Genomic DNA, 20657 nt, shown 5'->3' with positions numbered 1-20657 from the left:
CGGGCTGCGCTGCGCCCACGGCGACTCTGGCGTCCGCACTCGCGCAGAATGAAGGATCGCCCTTTCCCGCTGCAAAGCCCGATGCCGCCGATCACGATCCGCCCCGCGCGCCCGGAAGACCTCGACACCTTGGTCGGCTTCAACGCAGCCATGGCGCTGGAGACCGAACAGCTCACACTCGACCCGGAGCGCCTGCGCGCGGGCGTGGCCCTGCTGCTGGCCGACGCCGCGAAAGGCCAGTACCGGGTCGCCGAACGCGACGGCACCGTAGTCGGCGCACTCATGTTGACTCGCGAGTGGAGCGACTGGCGCTGCGGCGACTGGTGGTGGATCCAGAGCGTGTACGTGCGGCCCGAAGCGCGCCGCTGCGGCGTGTTCCGCGCGCTGTACGACAGCGTCGAACGCGAGGCCCGAGCCCGCGCCGATGTCTGCGGCCTGCGCCTGTACGTGGAGCGCGATAACGCCCACGCACAGGCCACCTACAGCGCCCTCGGCATGGCGGAAGCGCACTACCGGATGTTTGAAGTCTCCACACGCGGGTGAAGCCTCGTGGCTTGCGCAAGAGCGGCTCGCGATGGCGGCGCCGTGGGCACAAGGCGGCAGAGCGCGGCGCTCCGCTGAACGGCGAGAGAGGCGTGAGCGCGCCTTCATCTCGTCTGCGCGCCGGTGAAAGCGCGCTTCGCATCACTCAAGACCGCTCTCACCGGAAATAGACAGGCGTTGAACAGTGACCTGCGCAGACTGCGCGCCACGCTGAAGCGACGGGCATACGGCCCAACGCGGCGTGCAGCACACCGCTGAATTCCCAACACTCGCCGGAGAACGCCATGTTCAAGCGTCTGATGTTTATCGCCGCCGCCCTGCTGATCGCCCCCATCGCCTTCGCCGACCACCACGGCACGAAGAAGGAGCAGAACGTGGTCGAGATCGCCGCCGGCAATCCCGACTTCTCCACCTTGGTCGCAGCGGTGCAGGCGGCCGGCTTGGCCGAGACCCTGAGTGGCCCGGGCCCGTTCACCGTCTTCGCCCCGACCAATGCCGCCTTCGCCAAGCTGCCGGCCGGCACCGTCGAGAACCTGCTGAAGCCTGAGAACAAAGAGCAGCTGGTCGCGATCCTCACCTACCACGTAGTCCCCGCGAAGGTGCTGGCGGCCGACGTGGGCGGCCTGACTGAAGCCGATACCGTGAACGGCAAGAAGCTCACGATCGACACCAGCAATGGCGTCAAGATCAACAACGCCACCGTGACCGCCACCGACATCGTCGGCAGCAACGGCGTGATCCACGTGATTGACACCGTGATTCTGCCGTAAGCGCGCTCCGAACCGCGGAGTTCGCAAGCCCCGGGGCGCACGCCTCGGGGCTTGCTATTTGGGGATTCGGCATTCGGCATTCGGGATTGGGGATTGGGGATTGGGGATTGGGGATTCCGCGAAGCCTTCGCTGCCTGCTCTTTCGAATCCCGAATCCCCAATCCCGAATCCCAGCTCTTCAGTGCTTCCTGAGGCGCGCCCGCAGCTCGCCCTCGGCCTCGGCGCTGCTGAGTTCGACGAGTTCTGCGCTGATCCCGTGCGCCGCCAGCACCGCCTGCCACTGCCGCGCGCGCAGGCGGCGCAGCTGGGCCAGGCGACTCGCTGGCACCCCTAGCGCCTCGGCCTGCGCGCTCAGCAGGGCTTCGGGCTCGACGCCGATCCGCACGTCGCCGCTGGCGTACAGCGCTGGCGGCTCATCACTCTCGGCGACCCATTCCTCGGCCTGCGGCGCGAACAGCGCGCACTCGATCATTTTCCACACGGGCGCAAGCCCCGCGTGCTCGTACTGCAGGGCGGTCATTGCGCAGAGATCGTGCAGGCTGAGGTAACGCACGTGCTCCAGCGGCAGGCCGAAGGCGCTCTGCGCGGCCAGCGCGGTGGCCGCTGCAGCCATGCCCTTCTCGATCAGCTCGGACTCCATTTGCTGGCCGACCTCGGCGATGCGGGAAGCGCCACCGTGCAGCACGAAGGGCAGCAGCCGCAGCGGCCCCCCGCGAAGTGCAGGGTCCGGCTGCAGGCCCGGCGCGGGCATACGACCACCGCTGGCCCACAGGCTGACGACCCGCGCTTGCGAGCGCTCGCCGGGAGCCCCCACCAGAAGATCTGCCAGCGCAGTGAACACCGGCCAACCCGGGCGCAGCAGCTCGGCCGGATCAAAGCTCGCCATGGCCAGCCCCAGATCCAGGCGGGAGGCCGCAGGCAGCAGGCGCTGCAGATCGATCAGGATCGGCTCCAGCAGCGGCTCGGCGGCCTCGCGCTCGAGCGTCTCTTGGCCAGACGCGAACTCGACAGGTGCGTCCTCGTTCGCCGACTGCGGGCTGATCTCCAGCGCGAGTGCGCCGAAGCAGTTCAGGTTCTCGTCCACTTGAGGCTTTCCTTCGTCAATGGCAGGCGCGCGCGGCCTGCGCTAAAGCTTTCGCTCGGAATCGCTGGGCTATTATCCGCCGACCTTTGGCTTGCACGGCATGAAGCGCATGAGCCCCACCCGCACAGTCCGCCCCGTCGGCATCCTCGGCGGCGTCCGCATTCCCTTCTGCCGCAACAACACCGCCTATGCCGATGTCGGCAACCTCGGCATGTCGATCCGCACGCTGGGCGCTCTCGTCGAACGCTTTGGCCTGCACGGCGCGCAGCTGGGCGAGGTCGCGCTCGGCGCGGTCCTGAAGCACAGCAGCGACTGGAACCTCGGCCGCGAGGCCACACTGTCCTCGGGCCTTTCGCCGGCGACGCCGGGCATCACCCTGCAGCGCGCCTGCGGCACCAGCCTCGATACCGTCGTCCACATCGCCAACAAGATCGCGCTGGGACAGATCGACTCCGGCATCGGCGGCGGCTCCGACACGACCTCGGACGTGCCGATCAACGTCAGCCGCCCGCTGCGCCGACGCTTGCTGGACGCCAACATGGCGCGCTCCGCCGGTGATCGCCTGCGCGCCTTTCGCGGCTTTTCGCCGCGCGAACTGAAGCCCGAGTTCCCCGGCGTGGGCGAGCCGCGCACGGGCAAGAGCATGGGCCAGCACTGCGAACTGATGGCGCAGGAATGGAAGATCGCCCGAGCGGATCAGGACGCGCTGGCCGCGGCCTCGCACCACAAGGCCGCCGCTGCCTACGAGCGCGGCTTCTTCGAGGGGCTGGTGGTGCCTTTCCGCGGCATGACCCGCGACAACATCCTGCGGCCTGACACCACCGTCGAGAAGCTGGCGACGCTGAAGCCCGCCTTCGACAAGATTTCCGGCCGCGGCACGCTGACCGCAGGCAACTCGACGCCGCTCACGGATGGCGCCTCTGCCGTGCTGCTGGGCACTCAGGAATGGGCCGAGTCGCGCGGGTTGAAGGTGCAGGCCTGGCTGGTCGACGCGCAGGTCGCCGCGGTCGACTTTGTGCACGGCGAGGGCCTGCTGATGGCGCCGGCTTGGGCGGTGCCGCAGATGCTGAAGCGCCATGGCCTGTCGCTGCAGGACTTCGACTTCTACGAGATCCACGAGGCCTTCGCCGCGCAGGTGCTGTGCACCTTGCGCGCATGGGAAAGCGAGAGCTTCTGCCGCGACAAGCTCGGCCTCGACGCGCCGCTGGGCAGCATCGATCCGGCCAAGCTCAACGTGGTCGGCAGCTCGCTGGCCTTCGGGCATCCCTTCGCGGCGACCGGCGGACGCATCATCGCCACCCTGGCCAAGCTGCTGGAAGAGCGCGGCAGCGGCCGCGGTCTGGTCTCGGTCTGCACCGCCGGCGGCATGGGCGTCACCGCCATTCTCGAACGCTGAAGCCGCCGATCCCACAGAAGCAAAGCCCGCCATTCGGCGGGCTTTGTCATTGCGGGGCGTGCGGGGCTCAGCGACCCATCACGCTGATGCCGTAGAAGCAGGGCGCGTTGCCGCAGTCATACATTCCGACGTTGAGGCGGAACTGCCCGCTCCAGCGCGGCGTGACGCGCACAATCGGCGCATCGTCGACCAGCGCATCTTCGGCGATGACATTGTCGTTCTCGTCGAACAGCTTGAGATCGAGGTCCGAGCAATCCTGGTCGCAGACGGCAGCGATGAAGTACTCGCGTCCGGACTTCAACTCGAAGGTGTAGTCATCGCTGGCCTGGTTGCCGAGCAGGTCGAAGTGGTCGTCGAAAGCCTGGCTGTAGCCCTCGCCCGCACCGACCGACTTGATGGCTTCGAGCTGGGCGCGCACGATGGCCTCGTACTCGTTGGCTTGGGCGAACCCGGCCACGGGCAGCAGCAGCGCGGCGAACAGGGCGGGGATGCGACGGGCTACGGGCATGAGTGTCTCCTTGGCGTGGCAGGGAAGGTTCGACGGCCGGTGGATGAAAGCGCCTGCGGCGGCCGCAGGCCGCGGGCAACTCTAGCGACGTAACGCGAAATCGAAGCTTGGCGGCGCAGGCCAGATATGCCCCGAGCCAACAGCGACGGCGCCCTGCATCGCGCATGCCAGCGCGCCGCCGACGCGCTGGGCTCAGTCGTCGCGAGTCACCCGCAGCACTTCATCCGCCGAGGTCAACCCGGCGGTGACCTTGGCCCAGCCGTCGTCAAGGATGGAGGGCGTGTTCTGACGCGCGGCGCGGACCATCTCGACTTCAGAGGCACCGCTGTGGATCAGGGCACGCATGGCCTCGTCGACCAGCACCACCTCGTAGACGCCGCTGCGCCCGCGATAGCCGGATGCCCGGCCCGGCAGGTCGGCGCGCGGGCGCGCGAAGCGCAGCCCGTCGACCGGCTGGCGGCCGAACGGCGCGCACTCGCCAGGGCTGGGCGTGTACCACTCGCTCTGCGCGGGATCGAGGCGGCGCACCAAGCGCTGGGCCAACACGCCGAGCAGTGAGGAGGACAGCAGGAAGGGCTCGACGCCCATGTCGCGCAGGCGGGTCACCGCGCCCACGGCGGAGTTGGTGTGCAGGGTCGACAGCACCAGATGGCCGGTCAGCGACGCCTGAACAGCGATCTCGGCGGTCTCAAGATCGCGGATCTCGCCGACCATGACCACGTCGGGATCCTGACGCAGAATCGCGCGCAGCCCGCGGGCGAAGGTCATCTCGACCTTGGGGTTCACCTGGGTCTGGCCGACGCCGTCCAAGTAGTACTCGATCGGGTCTTCCACGGTGAGAATGTTGCGGGTGCTGTCATTGAGTCGCGACAGCGCCGCATACAGGGTTGTGGTCTTGCCCGAGCCCGTGGGGCCGGTGACCAGCAGGATGCCGTGCGGACGGTGGATCAGGCGATCGACGTGGCCCAGGGTCACCGGGTCCATGCCCAGCTCGGCCAGATCCAGCCGCCCCGCCTGCTTGTCGAGCAGACGCAGCACCACGCGCTCGCCGAAGCCGGCCGGAATGGTCGATACGCGCACGTCGACCGGGCGGCCGGCGATGCGCAGGCTGATGCGGCCGTCCTGTGGCAGGCGCTTCTCGGCGATGTCGAGCTTGGCCATCACCTTGATGCGGCTGACCACCGGCTGGGCCACCGCCTTCTGCGGCCGCAGCACCTCGCGCAGCACGCCGTCGACGCGGAAGCGCACCAAGAGGCTGTGCTCGAAGGGCTCCAGGTGGATATCGGAGGCGTTCTCCTTCACCGCTTCGGTAAGCAGCGCATTGATCAGGCGGATGATCGGCGCCTCGTCCTCGCTCTCCAGCAGATCCTGCGGTTCGGGCAGGGCATCGACCAGCTGGTTGAGATCGGCGCGTTCGTCGAAATCGGCAGCCATGGCCCGCGCATCTTCGGCGCCGCCTTCGTAGAGCTGACGCAGGAGGCGTTCGTACTCTTCGGTCGACTGCGGGCTCAGGGTGATAGGCCGAGCCACATGACGGCGCAGCTCGGCGATCACCTCCGGCGCGACGCCGGGGCGGTAGATGATCTCGGCCTGGGTGTCGTCCAGCGCGCGCACGGTGGCGCCGTGGCGGCGGGCGAAACCGAAACCCGGGCGCGCGGGCAGGCTCACGGCTGCGGACGCTCCGACTCGTTCTGCACTGGCGGGGGTGTCTGGAACAGGTCGCGCGGCAGCTCGGGCAGCAGGGGCTGCTGCTCGCCGCCGATGCGGCTGCCGGCGCGCTCGCGGATCTGCAGCTGCTCGGCGCGGATGTAGTTGTACTTCTCGGAGCTCACCGCGGCTTCGGTGACCGCATCGCGCAGGATGGTCGGGCGCAGGAACACCATCAGCGTGCGCTTGTTGCGTTTGGCGCCGCGCGACTTGAACAGGTTGCCGAGCAGCGGGATGCGCGACAGGCCCGGCACGCCCTGCACGTTCTCGGTGGCTTCTTCGGAGGTAAGCCCACCCAGCACCAGCAGGCCGCCGTCGGGCACCAGCACCGTGGTCGAGAGCTCGCGCTTGTTGGTGATCAGGTCAACTGCACCCGAGGCCTGCGGCGCCAGCGCCGAGACTTCCTGCTTCAGCTCCAGGCGCACCGCATCGCCTTCGTTGACGTGCGGAGTCACCGTGAGGATGACGCCGACGTCGCGACGGTCGATGGTCTGGAACGGGTTGGTCGGCTGATTCGCGCCGCCATTGGTCGAGGTGTTGGTGTACTGGCCGGTCAGGAAGGGCACCTCCTGCACGACCTTGATCTCGGCTTCCTGGTGATCGAGGGTGACGATGCTCGGGCTGGACAGCACGTTGGCGCGGCCGTCGCCGCGCAGCGCCTTGACCAGGGCGCCGAGCTGGAAGACGGTGACGTCCTCGCCACCGATGGGCAGGGTGATCGAGCCACGCAGGTAGCCGATATTCAGCCCATTACCGCCGATCACGCTGAGTGGGTTCTCCAGGCCGCTGGCGATGCCGCCAGTACCCGTACTGCCGCCGAAGTTGGTGCCACCAATCACGCCGCGCGCATCCTCGCCGACGTCAGCGCTCTGCCACTGCACGCCCAGCTCGGAGGCCAGCTCGTCGCTGACCTCGGCAATGATCGCCTCGACCTGCACCTGTGCGCGACGCACATCGAGCTGGCGGATCACCGACTCCAATTCGCGGAACACCGCAGGCGCGGCGCTGATGACCAGCGCATTGGTCTCGGCGTGGGCCTGGATGGTCGCGACCTTGGCGCTGCCGGGCTGTCCCTCCGCCGGCGCGGCATAGCCGGTCAGCGTCCCGGCGACGCCGTCCAGCACCGGCACCAGGTCTTCCGCCTTGGCATTGCGCAGGTAGACCACCTGGGTGGCCTCGCCGCCATCCAGCGGGGTGTCGAGATGCACGATGAGGCTGCGCGCGCGCAGACGCTGGGCGCGGTCGCCCGAGAGCAGCAGCGAGTTGGTGCGTTCGTCCGCCAGCACCCTGGAGGGGCTCGCCTGCCCGGCCGCCGCCTGCGCACCGCCCTGCTCCAGCGCGGCCAGCGTGCGGGCGATCTCGGAGGCGCGCGCGTGCCGCAGCGGGATCACTTCGATTTCAGAATCTGCGGCGACGTCGATGCGGCGGATGATCGCGGCGATGCGATCGATGTTGGAGGCGCGATCCGCCACCAGCAGGCTGTTGCTGCCGCCGTGCGCGGCGATGTGCGCCTGCTGCGGCATCAGCGGGCGCAGCAGGGCCATCATTTCCTGGGCCGAGACGTGCTTGAGATCGATGATGCGGGTGAGCTGGGCATCGCCGCCGCTCTGGCCGGCCAGCGGCGCCTGCTGGGCGGCGCTGACGTCGGGCACGATTTTGACCATGCTGCCGGCAGGCACCGCCGTGTAGCCGTGCACACGCAGCACCGACAGGAAAACCTCGTAGATCTCGTCGGCGGTCATCGGCTGCCGCGACACCACGGTCACCGCGCCGGCGACCGTCTGGTCAACGATGAAGCTCTTGCCCGTGATCTCGCTGACCGTCTCGATCAGCACATTGATGTCAGCGGCCTTGAGGTTCAGCGTGTGGCGACCATTGCCGTTGGTGTAGCCCGGCTGGGCCGCCTCTGCTGCCGCTGCCTGCTCCACCTGGGGAATCATCACCGCCGGTGCGGTGGGCTGAGCGGGCGTCTGGGCAGACACCGGGAGGGCCAGCGCGATGCAGATGGCGGCAGTCAACAGGCGATGGCGCATGGGCGATCCGAAGGCTGTGCAGTAAGGATTCGCCGCGCGTCCGCGCGACGGGCGGCCGATGATAGCGCGAGCAGGACGCGCGACCGCCGCTACTTGAGATCCACGCCGAGCTGCTGCTCGCGGCCGTCGCGGCGGATGGTCAGCTGCAGGCTGCGGGCGTCGCGCAGCGACTCCATCAGCTCGCTTTGCCGCTGCGGGCCGTCAAGCGGGATGCCGTTGACCGCGGTAACGATATCGGTGGGCTTCAAGCCCGAGCGCTCGAACAGCGCGCTGTCGCGACCGGCCGACAGCCGCACGCCGGCGAATCGGCCGTTCTCCAGCACCGGAAACACCTGCACCTGGCTGGCCAGTTCGGCCGCGTCGATGCCGGTGGCATCGCGAATGCTCTCCATGTCGGGGGCGCCGGGCGCGATCATCGGATTGATGAAGGGCGAGGGCATGCTGCGATCCACCCCGTCCGCAGCGCCCGCCGCCGCAGCGCCCGGCCGCACACCCGGCGCAGGTCGGGCACCGTCCTCGCGCGGCAGGCTCAGGCCTTCGGTCTGCCCGTTGCGCTCCAGCAGCACGCGACCGGCGCTGATCCCGGTGAGCCGCGCCCCGCCCGGCAGCGCGTCGCCGACGGCATAGCGCGCATGGCGTCCGGATTCATCGCTGATGATCGCGATGCCCTGATCCTGGCCTTCGAGATTCAGGGTGCCGCGCAGGGTGAGCTTGAGCGCGGTCTCAGGCGCATTGGCCGCGAGTGCCGCGAGGTCCATGGCCACACCCGCCTCGCCGAACAGCTTCCAGCGGGCGATGTTGGCCTCGGCCGGAGCCGCCCCGGCCGCCAGCGGCTGAAAGCCCGAAGGCTGCAGCGGAATCGCCGGCCCGGCAATCAGCAGCAGGGCAAGCCGAGCCAACGCCCACAGCGCGAGCAGGGCCGCCGCCAGCGTGAACAGGCGCGCCCAGAACACGTTGGAAAGGCGAGCCAGTGCGGCCTGCATGGGCTCAACCTGCCGGCGTCGACGGCGCGGGCGGCGCGCCCGCCGCGCTATTCCCGCCGGTGCCGCCGCCTCCACCGGAACGACGCGGACGACGACGGCGCTTGCGCGCGGCATCGCTGCTCTTGTCGGAGGGCGGCGGGTTGGTGGGTATCGAGCCGTCGTCCTCGTCTTCGTCCTCGGCGGCCGCGGCATCGCGCGGGATCGCGGCTACCGGCGCCAGCAGGTCCGGGGTGATCTGCGCCACCGGGATCTTCTGCTCGATATAGGACTCGATCTCGGGCAGGCTCATCGCGTACATGTCGCAGGCGAAGCTGACAGCGTCGCCCTCGGCGCCCAGGCGCGCGGTGCGGCCGATGCGATGGACGTAGTCCTCGCAGTCGTTCGGCAGATCGTAGTTGTAGACGTGGCTGACGCCGTCGATATGCAGGCCGCGCGCAGCGACGTCGGTGGCAACCAGGATATGCAGGTCGCCGCGCTGGAACTTGGCCAGCAGGCTTTGCCGCTTCTTCTGCGGCACGTCGCCCGACAGCACCGCGACCTTGTGGCCCTGGCGTTCCAGCCGGCGCCAGACCTTTTCGGCGGCGACCTTCATATTGACGAACACCATGCTGCGGCGGGAGTCGTTGCGCGCAAGCAGGTTGAGCAGCAGGGGGATCTTCTCTTCCGCGGCGGGGAAGTAGACGACCTGGCGCACGCGCGCCGCGGTCACCGTCTCGGTTTCGACGGTGAGCTTCTCCGGGTCGTTCATGTGCTCGTAGGCCAGCTCCAGCACGCGGTGGCTGAGCGTGGCCGAGAACAGCAGGCTCTGGCGCTCGCCCGCCGGCGGCATGCGCCGCAGCAGGAAGCGGATGTCCTTGATGAAGCCCAAGTCGAACATGCGATCGGCCTCGTCCAGCACCACCGCCTCGCAGGCCGACAGCGAGAACACCCGCTGCTTCAGGTAATCGATCAGACGGCCCGGTGTAGCGATGATCACGTCGCAGCCGGCGCGCAGCATGTCGCGCTGCTTGTCGTAGTCGACGCCGCCATAGATGAGGGCGAAGCGCAGACCGGTGTCGGCGGCGATCTTCTGGGCGTCCTTCTGGATCTGGATCGCCAGCTCGCGCGTCGGCGCCAGGATCAGCGCGCGCGGGTCGGTTTCGCCGCGGCTGGCAATCGCCGGCCGGGTCAGCAGGCGGTTCACCACCGCCACCAGGAAGGCGATGGTCTTGCCCGTGCCGGTCTGGGCTTGGCCGGCGACATCGCGCCCGGTCAGCGCCAAGGGCAGGGTCAGGGCCTGGATCGGCGTGCAGCGGGTGAAGCCGGCCTGGGTCAGTCCCTGCAGCAGCACGGGGTGCAGGTCGAGACTGGAAAAGGCGATGTCGGTAAGGGGCTTGTCGCTCATGGGGTTTCCGGCAGTCCGCGGCGCGCGCGGATGCTTGCGTGGCCCGTCCAGCGAACGCACACTGCGGCCCGCCAGGCGAGTCCGCCCGGGTTCCGCTGCGAGATCAGGAAAGGCCGAGAGAGGCGCCCACGGCCACCGCGGCAGGCGCGGAGGCGGGCCCCGAGCGGGGCTGGATGCAGGGCGGACGGCTTGTGAAGTTCAGGCATCGGCCGCAAGTGTAGCCCAAGCCTGCGCGGTCGCAGCGGCACCCGCTTCACGCGCCGCTGGCCCAAAATGCAGCCCCGGTCGGCAACGTCCCGGCCCACCATGTCCTTGCCGGGCGCTTCGCCCGGCCGCATCAGGAGCCCCCCCGTGAGCGAACTCATCAAGAACGTCGGCGACGCCGATTTCGACGCCGAAGTGCTGAAATCCGGCGAACCCGTGCTGGTCGATTTCTGGGCCGAGTGGTGCGGCCCCTGCAAGGCGATCGGTCCGATTGTCGACCAGGTCGCGCAGGAGTTCGCCGGCCGGGTGAAGGTGGTCAAGCTCAACATCGACCACAACCCGGGCACCCCGCGCCAGTACGCGGTGCGCGGAATTCCGACACTGATGCTGTTCAAGGACGGCAAGGTCGCCGCCACCCAGGTCGGCGCAGTGAACCGCAGCCAGCTGAGTCAGTTCGTGCAGAAGGCGATCTGACGCGACACCGACGCGTTCTCGACCCGCCTGCCGCCAGTGACGCCCGCGACGGGCGTCACTGCATAGGAGTGGACGCGGCTTCAGCGGGGCTTTCCGGCCTTTGCCTCGTCTTCGGCCATGAAGCGCCCGAACTTCCAGAGCATGAAGCCGCCCATGGCGAGCATGAAGGCGATGACGCCAAGCCTGAGCAGGCCGGCATCCGTCGTGGGCAGAGCGCGCCACGCGTCCATGGTGTTTCCCCCTCGGTGGACGAAGGCAGACGCGAAGACTGCGCTCGCGCCCTTCATAGCGGCTTGAGCATGCGCAATCCCGCGCCCGCCAGGATCATCAACGTAGCGATCCGCGGCTGGCCTCGGCCATGTCGCTCGGCCCGTCGGGCTGAACGACAAGCGCGCCCAGCACGCTCGCAGCTTGCCGCGGCGCAGCGCGGCGTGTAGTGTTTGCCCGCATCGCGGCGCGATCACGCCCGCCACCCTCTGCGGCACCCCTCCCCCGATTCCCCCACGATTCGCAAGAATCCATCGCTCGCAGTACGCGAGGTATCCCTTGTCCGAGAACGAGATTTCGAACGGCGACGACGCGCTCACGCGCGCCGAATCGACGCCCCCAACGCCTGCCGCCCCCACGCCGAAGCCTCCGCGTGCGCCGCGCGCGCCCAAGCCCGCGCCAGTCGCCCAGCCTGAGCTTCCGCTGGCATCCACGCCCGCGCCGGAACCGATGAGCGCCGCGCCAGTGGCCGAGGTTGCGGCCACGCCTGTGGCGCCAGCGCGCAGCGTGGAGCCGGTCATCGCCACAGCGCCCGCACCGGGCCCGGCTGCGCAGGCGCAGCGTGCTCCCGGCACTGCGCCAGCCGCATCGGCCGACGGCAGCGGCGACTCCATCGACAGCGCGCAGCCCGCCGGATCGGCCGAAGGTAGCGGCGAGAACGCCAACGCCGCGGCCGGCGATGGCTCTGAAGACCCCGCCGAGCGCGCGCGCCGCGAGCGCCGCGAGAGCCGCCGCGAGTTCCGCGAGCGTCGCCGCGAGCGCCGCAACCGCGAGCGCGCGCAGTCCCAGCAGAACGGCGGCGATGTCGACGAAGACGCCGCACCCAGCCCGCCGCAGTACTCGCACTACCAGCCGCCGGCCAACCTGCCGAGCTACAGCCTGACCGAGCTGAAGCGCATGCGCGCCGACCAGCTGATGGACCTGGCCGAGACCCTGCGCATCACCGAGACGGTGGCGCGTATGCGCAAGCAGGACGTCACCTTCGCGATCATGAAGGTGCTGACCCGCTTCGGCGACGGTGTCGCTGGCGAAGGCGTGCTGGAAATCCTGCCCGACGGCTTCGGCTTCCTGCGCGGTGCGGAAGCCAGCTATCTGGCCGGCCCGGACGACGTCTACATCTCGCCCAGCCAGATCCGCCGCTTCAACCTGCGCACCGGCGACTACATGACCGGTCGCATCCGCTCGCCCAAGGACGGCGAGCGCTACTTCGCCCTGGCCAAGGTCGACACGATCAACGGCGAGCCGCCGGAGGCGTCCAAGAACAAGGCCCTGTTCGAGAACCTCACGCCGCTGTTCCCGCGTCAGCGTTTCGTGCTCGAACGCGGCAACGGCAGCACCGAGGACATCACCGGCCGCATCATGGATCTGATGAGCCCGATCGGCAAAGGCCAGCGCGGCCTGATCGTCTCGCCGCCGAAAGCCGGCAAGACCATGCTGCTGCAGAACATCGCTTCGGCGATCAGCTACAACCACCCCGACGTGCATCTGATCGTGCTGCTGATCGACGAGCGTCCGGAAGAAGTCACGGAAATGAGCCGCACCGTGCGCGGTGAGGTGGTGAGCTCGACGTTCGACGAGCCCGCCGCCCGCCACGTGCAGGTCGCCGAAATGGTGATCGAGCGCGCCAAGCGCCTGGTCGAGCACAAGAAGGACGTGGTCATCCTGCTCGACTCGATCACCCGCCTCGCGCGTGCCTACAACACTGTGGTGCCGAGCTCCGGCAAGGTGCTGACCGGTGGTGTCGACGCCAACGCCCTGCAGCGGCCCAAGCGCTTCTTCGGCGCCGCCCGCAACGTCGAAGAGGGCGGCTCGCTGACCATCATCGCCACAGCGCTGGTCGAGACCGGCTCGAAGATGGACGAGGTGATCTACGAAGAGTTCAAGGGCACCGGCAACATGGAGGTCCACATGGACCGCCGCATTGCCGAGAAGCGCGTCTACCCGGCGGTCAACATCAACCGCTCCGGCACCCGCCGCGAGGAGCTGCTGATCGACCCCGACTTCCTGCAGAAGATCTGGATCCTGCGCAAGCTGCTGCACCCGATGGACGAGCTTGCCGCCATCGAGTTCCTGCTCGACAAGATGAAGAACACCAAGACCAACGAGGAGTTCTTCAACTTCATGAAGCGCTGATCCGCGCTTCTCGAAGCTCACCGGCGAAGCCCGCGCGGAGCGATCCGCGTGGGCTTCGTCGCGTGTGGGCGGGGCCGTCGGGACAGGATGGGCAGATTGCAAGGCGTCAAGCCTGCACAGGCGCCCGTCAGATCCGACAGGGTGGACGCGCCCCCGGAAAACTCGCGCATCGGCTTCAGGCGCCTGAATCTGCAGGGATTCTTTCCCAGCGCAGCGGAATTCGCGCGTCGCCCGCGGGAGCACACGCAGCGAAACCGTCCCCGATCGTCCCGGCTTTGTGATGCGAATCACATGTTGGCGCGCGCAGGCTGGAAAAGCCCCACACACCGGAGCCTGCCCATGCCCTTGCGTGCTGTTCGACTGTGTCTGCTGACCCTCTTCACCGCCCCGGCACTCGCTGCCGCAGCCGATGCGCCCGCTGTCCCCCCGAACGGGGTGCAGGAAGCCATGTACTTCCGCTCGGCGCCGCAGGACGCACCCGAGTGCGCACCGAGCTTCGCCGACGGCCGCGTGGACTGGGGCAATGTCGCCAACCCGGCGGCGACCTGCCCGGATGCCTTTGGCTGGGTGTCCTTTCTGCAGGCGATCGACCAGGGCTTCTGGACCTGGGCCACCGACCAGACCCTGTGGCCAGCGACCCCGAAGCCGATCTGCGCCGAGGGCAGCAGCGGACCCGACTGCTGCGACCCGCAGGCCATGGCGCGCACGCCGCCCTATCAGGGCAAGCCCGACCCCGCCTGCCCGTACTTCCCACCCGACTGGACCGATGCGCCCGAGCTGTCGAGCACCACGGCGCGTCTCACCCGCAGTCACCAGTTCGGCTTTCTGCGCTCGATCGACCCGGCACGCATCCTGCGGCAGGAAGAAGCCGAGATCGTGTTCCGCAACCGCAGCTTCGTGCGCTACACCTTCGAACAGAACCTCTACACCAAGGAGGGCCTGGGCGCGCGCTTCACCGCCGCGAGCAACTGGACCGCTGCCAATGCGCCCTACCGGAACCGCGCCCTGCAGGTCAGCTATCCCTCGGACGCGGTGATGTTCAAGGCCGACTTCATCAGCGAAAAGCTGATGCGCGAAAACGGCCTGATCCGCGACATCCCGGGCAACCCGGTGCCCAACAATCCGGACGCGCCCTACATCAGCCTGATGGTCGATGCCCAGGTCGGCGGGAATCCAGACTTCAAGCCTGGCCGCTACTACCTGCTGGCGATCACCGCAGCCTCGAAAGCCCTGCCCGGCTGGCACTGGTACGCCATCGAGCACGTCGCCAACCCCGGCCGCTGTGACTACAACGGCTGCAACGACTCGTTCGGCTTCACCGCGCTGGCGCACTCGCCCTCTGGCACGGAGCTGCGGCAGAACTTCATCGCGCCGCACACCGCAGCCGCCTTCGAATCCACCACGCCCGGCGGGACTAGCGCCGAGGTCATCTTCGATCTAGGCAAGCCCTACCCGCCCGCCAAAACCGGCGAGGAGCCCACTGTACTGCTCACCACGCTGATGAAGGCGATGGGCGTCGGCCAAGGCCGCCAGCTGGGCACCGGTAATGACCCGACGCAGGACGACCCGGCCTGGAACAGCTATCGCCTGAAGGGCACGCAGATCGACTTCGTCACCGCCGAGGGCATGGAGATCAATCTCGGCGCCTCGATCACCGAGGGCGGCTTCGTCAGCAGCGCGTCGTGTATGACCTGCCACTCGCAGGCCGGCCCGGACGCGACCGGCAACCCGGGCCTGCAGGGCGTAGGCGCGCAGCCACGGCTCAGCGATATCGGCTACGGGCAGACGGTGTTCGGTGCGCCAGATCTGGCCTGGTTCTACAGCTACGGCACGCCGCAGCTGATCTCGCTGCAGAGCGACTTCGTCTGGGGCATGTTGAACGCCAGCTGCGCCAAGCCTGATGGCAGCACGGGCAACTGCGCGAGCTACGAGGTCGCGGCTCCCAAGGCGGTCGCAGAGAACTTCAAGTAAGCGGGGTCGCCGGGCCCGCGCACCGCGGGCCCGGCGGCGATGCTCAGACGTCGCCGTCGCTCAGCCAGCCTTCGCCGGTACCTCGGGTGATCACCCGATCGTCAGGCTGTACGCTGCCGGCCGGAAAGCTCTCCAACAGCTTCAGCCCCGCGTAGATCGGCGCGAAATCGGGGCGGGTGGCCTCGAACAGCTGTTCGAAGTCGTCAATGACGAAGTACGTCTTCTGATAGGTGTCGATCCGGTAGCGCGTGCGCATCACGCGCTTGATGTCGAAACCGATGCGGTTGGGCGCATCGCTCTGGATCGAATACTTGGACTCCCCCGCCGAGCTGACGATGCCAGCGCCGTAGATGCGCAGACCCTCGGCTTCGCGGATCAGACCGAACTCGACCGTGTACCAGTACAGGCGGGTCAGGTTCACCAGGGCCTCGGGGCCGATGCCGTGGGCGCGCACACCGCCGCGCCCGTAGGCCTGCATGTAGTCGGCGAACACCGGGTTCATCAGCAGCGGCACGTGCCCGAACAGGTCGTGGAACAGGTCCGGTTCGGCGATGTAGTCGATCTGGTCGGGCCGACGGATCCACCAGGTCACCGGGAAGCGCCGATTGGCCAGGTGATCGAAGAAGTCCAGCTCAGGCAGCAGGCCTTCAACGCCGATGAGCTGCCAGCCGGTGGTGCGCCCGAGGATCTGGTTCAGGTCGTCGAAGCGCGGAATCTGCGCCTCGCCCATGCCCATCGCATCCTGGGCCTTCAGAAAGGCGCTGCAGGCCAGCCCGGGCAGCAGCTCGCGCTGCCGGCGGTAGAGCTGGCCCCAGACCGCGTGGTCGGTGGCGCTGTAGGTGTCCCAGGGCTGCTCGACCACGCCGGTGGCGTAGAGCGGCACATAGCCCTTGTCAGTCATCGCGTGCTCGACGCGCTGCGGTGTGTTCATGACGGCCTCCCGGACGGCGGACGTGCTCGCGCGGCACGCTCTGGTGGGGCCTTACTCTATCGGCGAGCTCGCGCAATTCGCGTGCGTGCTTGCTGAATGGGGCGACGTTGACGCAATCTTCGGTCTTCGATCGAGCCGGCAGCGCAAGAAATGGAAGACACCCAGCTAGACCGCACGGACCTCCGCCTGCTGGCCATCCTGCAGGCCGAAGGCCGCATTGCGAACACCGATCTCGCCGAGCGCATCAACCTCTCGGCCTCGGCCTGCCTGCGCCGCGTGCAGCGGCTGGAGTCCGCCGGGGTCATCGCCGGCTACCGCGCCGTACTGTCGGCTCCCGCCCTTGGCCTGGGTCTGTCGGCCTTCGTGCGCCTGCAGCTGCGCCACCATGACGCCGACGCCGTGCGCCGATTCGGCGAGGACGTGAAGCACTGGCCGGAAGTTGTCGCCTGCTATGCGCTGTCGGGCGACACGGATTACATGATCCAGGTGGTGGTCACCGACCTCGCGCACTTCTCGCGCTTCCTGCTCGACACGCTGCTGGCCTCGTCCGCCGTGGCCGACGTCAATACCAGCTTCGTGCTGAAGACCGTCAAGGCCGACCAAGGCCTGCCGCTCTGATCGCGCCTGCGGGTCGCCGCGCCGGAGCCGCCCTGCTCCGACCCTTCACCCGGTCTCTCGCTGAGCCTGGGGGCGTGTAGCTCCGGCCGCTGCCGGTTCGCGCGTCGCACGATCTGCAAACGCGACTGCTCGGCGCCGGATGGCGCCGAGAAGTCGTTCGATCGCGAGCCTCGGCTCGCGACCTCAAAGCTTGAATTCGATCTTGCGCCGCACTCGGGATTCGACCGGAGCGCCGCCCTCGGTGGCCGGATTGAAGGTCCAGCGACGCACGGCCGCCAGCGCCTCGCGCTCGAAAACGCGTGCAGGCTGTGCCTTCAGCACGTTGACCGAACTGACCTTGCCGTCGGCACCGATCACGATCTCGACCTCAACGAAGCCCTCGGTGCCTCGGCGCGCGGCTTCGGGTGGGTAGTTCGGCGGGTCGGTCTTCAGCGGCGTAGCGGGGCCTGCGACGGCCAGCACAGGCATGGCGATCAACGCGGAGGCAGCCAAGGGCAGAGCAAGCAACAGCGTGCGTGCCAGTGGCGAAAAACCAGAGGGGCGCATAGGCGTCTCCAAAAGCAACACGGGTGAGGGGCGCGCCAGCGCGCGCGCTCGCAGAAACTGCGAACACCGTCGTGAGTGCAATGCCTATACCGGCGGATCACCGACGGATTGCCGGCGCGCCCCGGGTCTGCGGCTGCCGGCCGGCCGTCGCTGCCATCGGCACATCGCTTGCAGCACGGCGGGCCGACGCATGCCCGCCCCATCCGGGGCTCTACGCCTGACCGAGCTACGCCCATGACGCCACTTGAACTGCTGCAAGCCGCCACTGCGCCCTCGGCCCGCTTCATGGACCGGCTGCGCCTGAACTCGAAGCTGATGCTGATCGCCGCGGTCTTTGTCGCCGTGGCGATCGTGCTGGCGATTCTCCTGGTGCGAGGCATCAACAAAGAGGTGAGCCACCTGCAGCAGGTGCAGAGCGGCGAGGCGCTGTTCCCTCAGGCGATCAGCCTGATCCGCAATGTCTCGGCGCATGCGGCCTCGGCGCGCAAGGGTCTGGCGGGCGACTCGCAGGCGTTGGCCGAGGCGAATCGACTGCGGCAGGTGATGGCCGACGAGGTGGAGGCACTGGTGCGCGACTCGGCGGTGCTGCCCGAAGAGCCCCGCCTCACCGCCGCGCTCAAGGCGATGCAGGAGGCTGCCGCAGAGGCCACCCAGGAATCCGACGACATCAACACCATCGTCCAGCGCGACATGGCCTTGATCGAGAAGGTGCGCGCGACCTTCGGTGCGCTCTACGTCGCCAGCGACCTGTTCATCGACAGCGACGAGGCCACGCTGCTGATGGGGGAGATCGTCGCGGAACACGGCCCGGCCCTGTTGGACCGCTCGCTGCGCATCCGCGCCTTGGGCAATCTGGTGATCGACGGCGGCGCGGTGTGGGTGGAAGACCGCATCGACCTCACCAGCTCGGACCGCGAGATCAAGTCGGCGCTGGACACGCTCGCCGTTGCAGTGAGCAATCTCGGCAGCGACTACAGCCAGGTCGCCACCAGCCTGGAAGGCGTCACCACGGCGTTTGAGGCCTTGAGCAAGGGCATGAAGGAGGGCCTGCTCGATGCCGAAGAAATCAAAATGGAAACGGGCCAACTGCTCAGCCTGGGCCAGGCGGCCGACGCCTCCGTCTACGCCATGCTCGAGATCGTGGAGCCGCTGCTGAAGGCTCGGATCGACTCGCGCCTCGACGCCCTGACGCGAGAACGGCTGCTGGTGATCAGCGCGATCCTGATCGCCCTCCTGCTGGCGGGCTACCTGTTCCTCGGCTTCACCCAGAGCGTCGGGCGCGCGGTGCGCGAAATTGCGGCCTCGGCGAATGACCTGGCCAACGGCATTTTCCGGGAGCGCGTCAACGTTCGCTCGAACGACGAGATGCGCCAGATTGCCAATGCGCTGGAATCGGTCAGTACCGTCGTGCGCCGCTTCGCGTCCGCGCAGACGGAAATGGCGGATCAGCACGCGGCCGGCCTGATCAGCCACCGCATCGACGCCGGCGTGTTCGAGGGCGAGTACCGCAAGCTCGCCGAAGGCACCAACGAGCTGGTGGATGGCCACATCCAGGTCAATGCCCAGGCCATCGAACTGACCGGCCGCTACGGCATCGGCGATCTGTCGGCCGACATGCCCGAGCTGCCCGGCGAGAAGCGGCGCATCACCGACGCCATGCGCACCACCAAGAGCAACCTGGGCGCGATCAGCGCCGAGATCCAGCGCCTGGTGTCGGCTGCCAACGCCGGCGACTTCAGCGCGCGCGGCGATGCCAGCCAGTTCCAGCACGAATTCCGCCGCATGATCGAAGGCCTGAACAGCCTGATGGCCGTCAGCGACTCGGGCCTGCGCGACGTCGGCCGCGTGCTCGACGCACTGGCCAAGGGCGACCTGACCGAGAGCATCACGGCCGAGTATCGCGGCCAGTTCGACGCGCTGAAGCAGGCGGCCAATACCACGGTGAAATCGCTGGGCGATCTCATCGGCCAGGTCAAGGAAGCCACCGACAGCATCAACACCGCCGCGCGCGAGATCTCTGCGGGCAACAGCGATCTGTCCGGTCGCACCGAACAGCAGGCAGCCTCGCTGGAGGAGACCGCCAGCAGCATGGAAGAGCTGACCTCGACCGTGCGGCAGAACGCCGAGAACGCCAGATCGGCCAACCAGCTGGCGATCGGCGCCGGCGAAGTCGCGGAACGCGGCGGCAGCGTGGTCGGCGAGGTGGTCACCACCATGGGCGATATCGATGCTGCCTCGCGCAAGATCGTCGACATCATCAGCGTGATCGACGGCATTGCCTTCCAGACCAACATCCTGGCGCTGAACGCGGCGGTCGAAGCCGCGCGCGCCGGCGAGCAGGGCCGCGGCTTCGCGGTGGTGGCCTCCGAGGTGCGCTCGCTGGCCCAGCGTTCGGCAGGCGCGGCGAAGGAGATCAAGACCCTGATCGGCGACACCGTGGACAAGATCGCCACCGGCAGCGCCCTGGTCGATTCGGCCGGCAAGACCATGGCCGAGATCGTGACCTCGGTGAAGCGCGTCACCGACATCATGGGCGAGATCAGCGCCGCCTCGGCCGAGCAGTCGAGTGGCATCGAGCAGGTCAATGCCACCATCACCCAGATGGACGAGGTGACCCAGCAGAACGCCGCACTGGTGGAAGAGGCCTCGGCCTCGGCGCGCGCCCTGGAAGACCAGGCCTCGGCGCTGTCTGGCGCGGTCTCGCGCTTCCGCCTGAGCGCGCAGTCAGCGGCCAAGCCGGCGGCACTGGGCGCATCGCGGCCCGCGACGCGCTACGCGCCGCCGATGAGCAAGCCCGGGGGCAGCGACTCTGCAACGGAGAACGCGGCCGAATCCGCCAAGCCGGCGACGCGCCCGATCGTCGCCAAGGCGGCTTCAGCCAAGCCAGGCAAGCCCGCGACCGCGACCTCCCGCAGCGCGCAATCAGCACGCCCCGCGCCCAGGATCGTGCCGATGCGCAACGCACCTGCCTCGCCATCGGCCAGCGACGACATGGAGTGGACGGAGTTCTGAGCCCCCCCAAAGGGCAAGCCGCAAAGCAGAACGGGCGCCGACGCGCCCGTTCTGCTTTGCGGAGATTCACGCCGCGCCGCTGGCGTAATCCCG

At 68.4% G+C, this 20657-nt stretch carries 17 protein-coding genes; 8 read left to right on the top strand and 9 right to left on the bottom strand.

Translation table 11 applies throughout. From position 1 onward, the window contains the following. Nucleotides 1-48 precede the first annotated feature (48 nt). On the top strand, nucleotides 49-543 hold the full coding sequence (locus H4O13_18705; protein ID MBE5317428.1) for a GNAT family N-acetyltransferase: 495 nt from the start codon (nucleotides 49-51) through the stop codon (nucleotides 541-543). A 284-nt stretch (nucleotides 544-827) separates the two neighbouring features. Beyond that, nucleotides 828-1313 (top strand): fasciclin domain-containing protein, encoded by a 486-nt coding sequence (locus tag H4O13_18700; protein MBE5317427.1) that lies wholly within the window; start codon nucleotides 828-830, stop codon nucleotides 1311-1313. A gap of 178 nt (nucleotides 1314-1491) precedes the next feature. Here the strand turns inward: H4O13_18700 and H4O13_18695 are convergent, their stop codons facing one another. Continuing rightward, nucleotides 1492-2397 (bottom strand): hypothetical protein, encoded by a 906-nt coding sequence (locus H4O13_18695; protein MBE5317426.1) that lies wholly within the window; start codon nucleotides 2395-2397, stop codon nucleotides 1492-1494. 109 nt (nucleotides 2398-2506) lie between these two features. On the opposite strand from H4O13_18695, the gene H4O13_18690 reads away from it, so the two are divergent. Further along, nucleotides 2507-3793 (top strand): acetyl-CoA C-acetyltransferase, encoded by a 1287-nt coding sequence (locus H4O13_18690; GenBank protein MBE5317425.1) that lies wholly within the window; start codon nucleotides 2507-2509, stop codon nucleotides 3791-3793. 67 nt (nucleotides 3794-3860) lie between these two features. On the opposite strand, the gene H4O13_18685 is transcribed toward H4O13_18690, so the two are convergent. From H4O13_18685 to rhlB, 5 genes are all read right to left on the bottom strand, one after another. After that, nucleotides 3861-4301: a hypothetical protein gene (locus H4O13_18685; protein MBE5317424.1), complete on the bottom strand. Its 441-nt coding sequence runs from the start codon at nucleotides 4299-4301 to the stop codon at nucleotides 3861-3863. Between the two features lie 192 nt (nucleotides 4302-4493). Continuing rightward, complete coding sequence (gene gspE / locus H4O13_18680; protein ID MBE5317423.1) at nucleotides 4494-5963, bottom strand: type II secretion system ATPase GspE; 1470 nt, start codon at nucleotides 5961-5963, stop codon at nucleotides 4494-4496. Nucleotides 5964-5965: 2 nt separating this feature from the next. Beyond that, nucleotides 5966-8041 carry a type II secretion system secretin GspD gene (gene gspD / locus H4O13_18675; GenBank protein MBE5317422.1) on the bottom strand — a complete coding sequence of 692 codons (2076 nt, stop codon included), beginning with the start codon at nucleotides 8039-8041 and terminating at the stop codon, nucleotides 5966-5968. 89 nt (nucleotides 8042-8130) lie between these two features. After that, the gene (gspC, locus tag H4O13_18670; protein ID MBE5317421.1) at nucleotides 8131-9024 is read right to left on the bottom strand and encodes a type II secretion system protein GspC; all 894 of its coding nucleotides are present in this window, start codon (nucleotides 9022-9024) and stop codon (nucleotides 8131-8133) included. A 4-nt stretch (nucleotides 9025-9028) separates the two neighbouring features. Next, nucleotides 9029-10408, bottom strand: a complete 1380-nt coding sequence (rhlB, locus tag H4O13_18665; protein ID MBE5317420.1) for an ATP-dependent RNA helicase RhlB — start codon at nucleotides 10406-10408, stop codon at nucleotides 9029-9031. 351 nt (nucleotides 10409-10759) lie between these two features. Between rhlB and trxA the strand changes: the two genes are divergently transcribed. After that, complete coding sequence (gene trxA / locus H4O13_18660; GenBank protein MBE5317419.1) at nucleotides 10760-11086, top strand: thioredoxin TrxA; 327 nt, start codon at nucleotides 10760-10762, stop codon at nucleotides 11084-11086. Nucleotides 11087-11166: 80 nt separating this feature from the next. Here trxA and H4O13_18655 read toward each other — a convergent pair whose 3' ends face one another. Beyond that, nucleotides 11167-11316, bottom strand: a complete 150-nt coding sequence (locus H4O13_18655) for a DUF3149 domain-containing protein (GenBank protein MBE5317418.1) — start codon at nucleotides 11314-11316, stop codon at nucleotides 11167-11169. Between the two features lie 316 nt (nucleotides 11317-11632). On the opposite strand from H4O13_18655, the gene rho reads away from it, so the two are divergent. Both rho and H4O13_18645 read left to right on the top strand, forming a co-directional pair. Beyond that, a complete protein-coding gene (rho, locus tag H4O13_18650; GenBank protein MBE5317417.1) occupies nucleotides 11633-13486 on the top strand; it encodes a transcription termination factor Rho in 1854 nt (617 codons plus the stop codon). A 339-nt stretch (nucleotides 13487-13825) separates the two neighbouring features. Beyond that, nucleotides 13826-15457 carry a hypothetical protein gene (locus tag H4O13_18645; GenBank protein MBE5317416.1) on the top strand — a complete coding sequence of 544 codons (1632 nt, stop codon included), beginning with the start codon at nucleotides 13826-13828 and terminating at the stop codon, nucleotides 15455-15457. 43 nt (nucleotides 15458-15500) lie between these two features. Here H4O13_18645 and H4O13_18640 read toward each other — a convergent pair whose 3' ends face one another. Beyond that, nucleotides 15501-16388: a phenylalanine 4-monooxygenase gene (locus H4O13_18640; GenBank protein ID MBE5317415.1), complete on the bottom strand. Its 888-nt coding sequence runs from the start codon at nucleotides 16386-16388 to the stop codon at nucleotides 15501-15503. A gap of 150 nt (nucleotides 16389-16538) precedes the next feature. Between H4O13_18640 and H4O13_18635 the strand changes: the two genes are divergently transcribed. Then, nucleotides 16539-17006: an Lrp/AsnC family transcriptional regulator gene (locus tag H4O13_18635; protein ID MBE5317414.1), complete on the top strand. Its 468-nt coding sequence runs from the start codon at nucleotides 16539-16541 to the stop codon at nucleotides 17004-17006. A gap of 183 nt (nucleotides 17007-17189) precedes the next feature. Here H4O13_18635 and H4O13_18630 read toward each other — a convergent pair whose 3' ends face one another. Continuing rightward, nucleotides 17190-17552: an energy transducer TonB gene (locus H4O13_18630; protein MBE5317413.1), complete on the bottom strand. Its 363-nt coding sequence runs from the start codon at nucleotides 17550-17552 to the stop codon at nucleotides 17190-17192. A 234-nt stretch (nucleotides 17553-17786) separates the two neighbouring features. On the opposite strand from H4O13_18630, the gene H4O13_18625 reads away from it, so the two are divergent. After that, nucleotides 17787-20564 (top strand): HAMP domain-containing protein, encoded by a 2778-nt coding sequence (locus tag H4O13_18625; GenBank protein MBE5317412.1) that lies wholly within the window; start codon nucleotides 17787-17789, stop codon nucleotides 20562-20564. Nucleotides 20565-20657 lie beyond the last annotated feature (93 nt).

This window comes from Lysobacterales bacterium (assembly GCA_014946745.1).
GTDB lineage: Bacteria > Pseudomonadota > Gammaproteobacteria > Xanthomonadales > Xanthomonadaceae > Aquimonas.
This window is presented reverse-complemented; position numbering and strand designations above follow the sequence as displayed.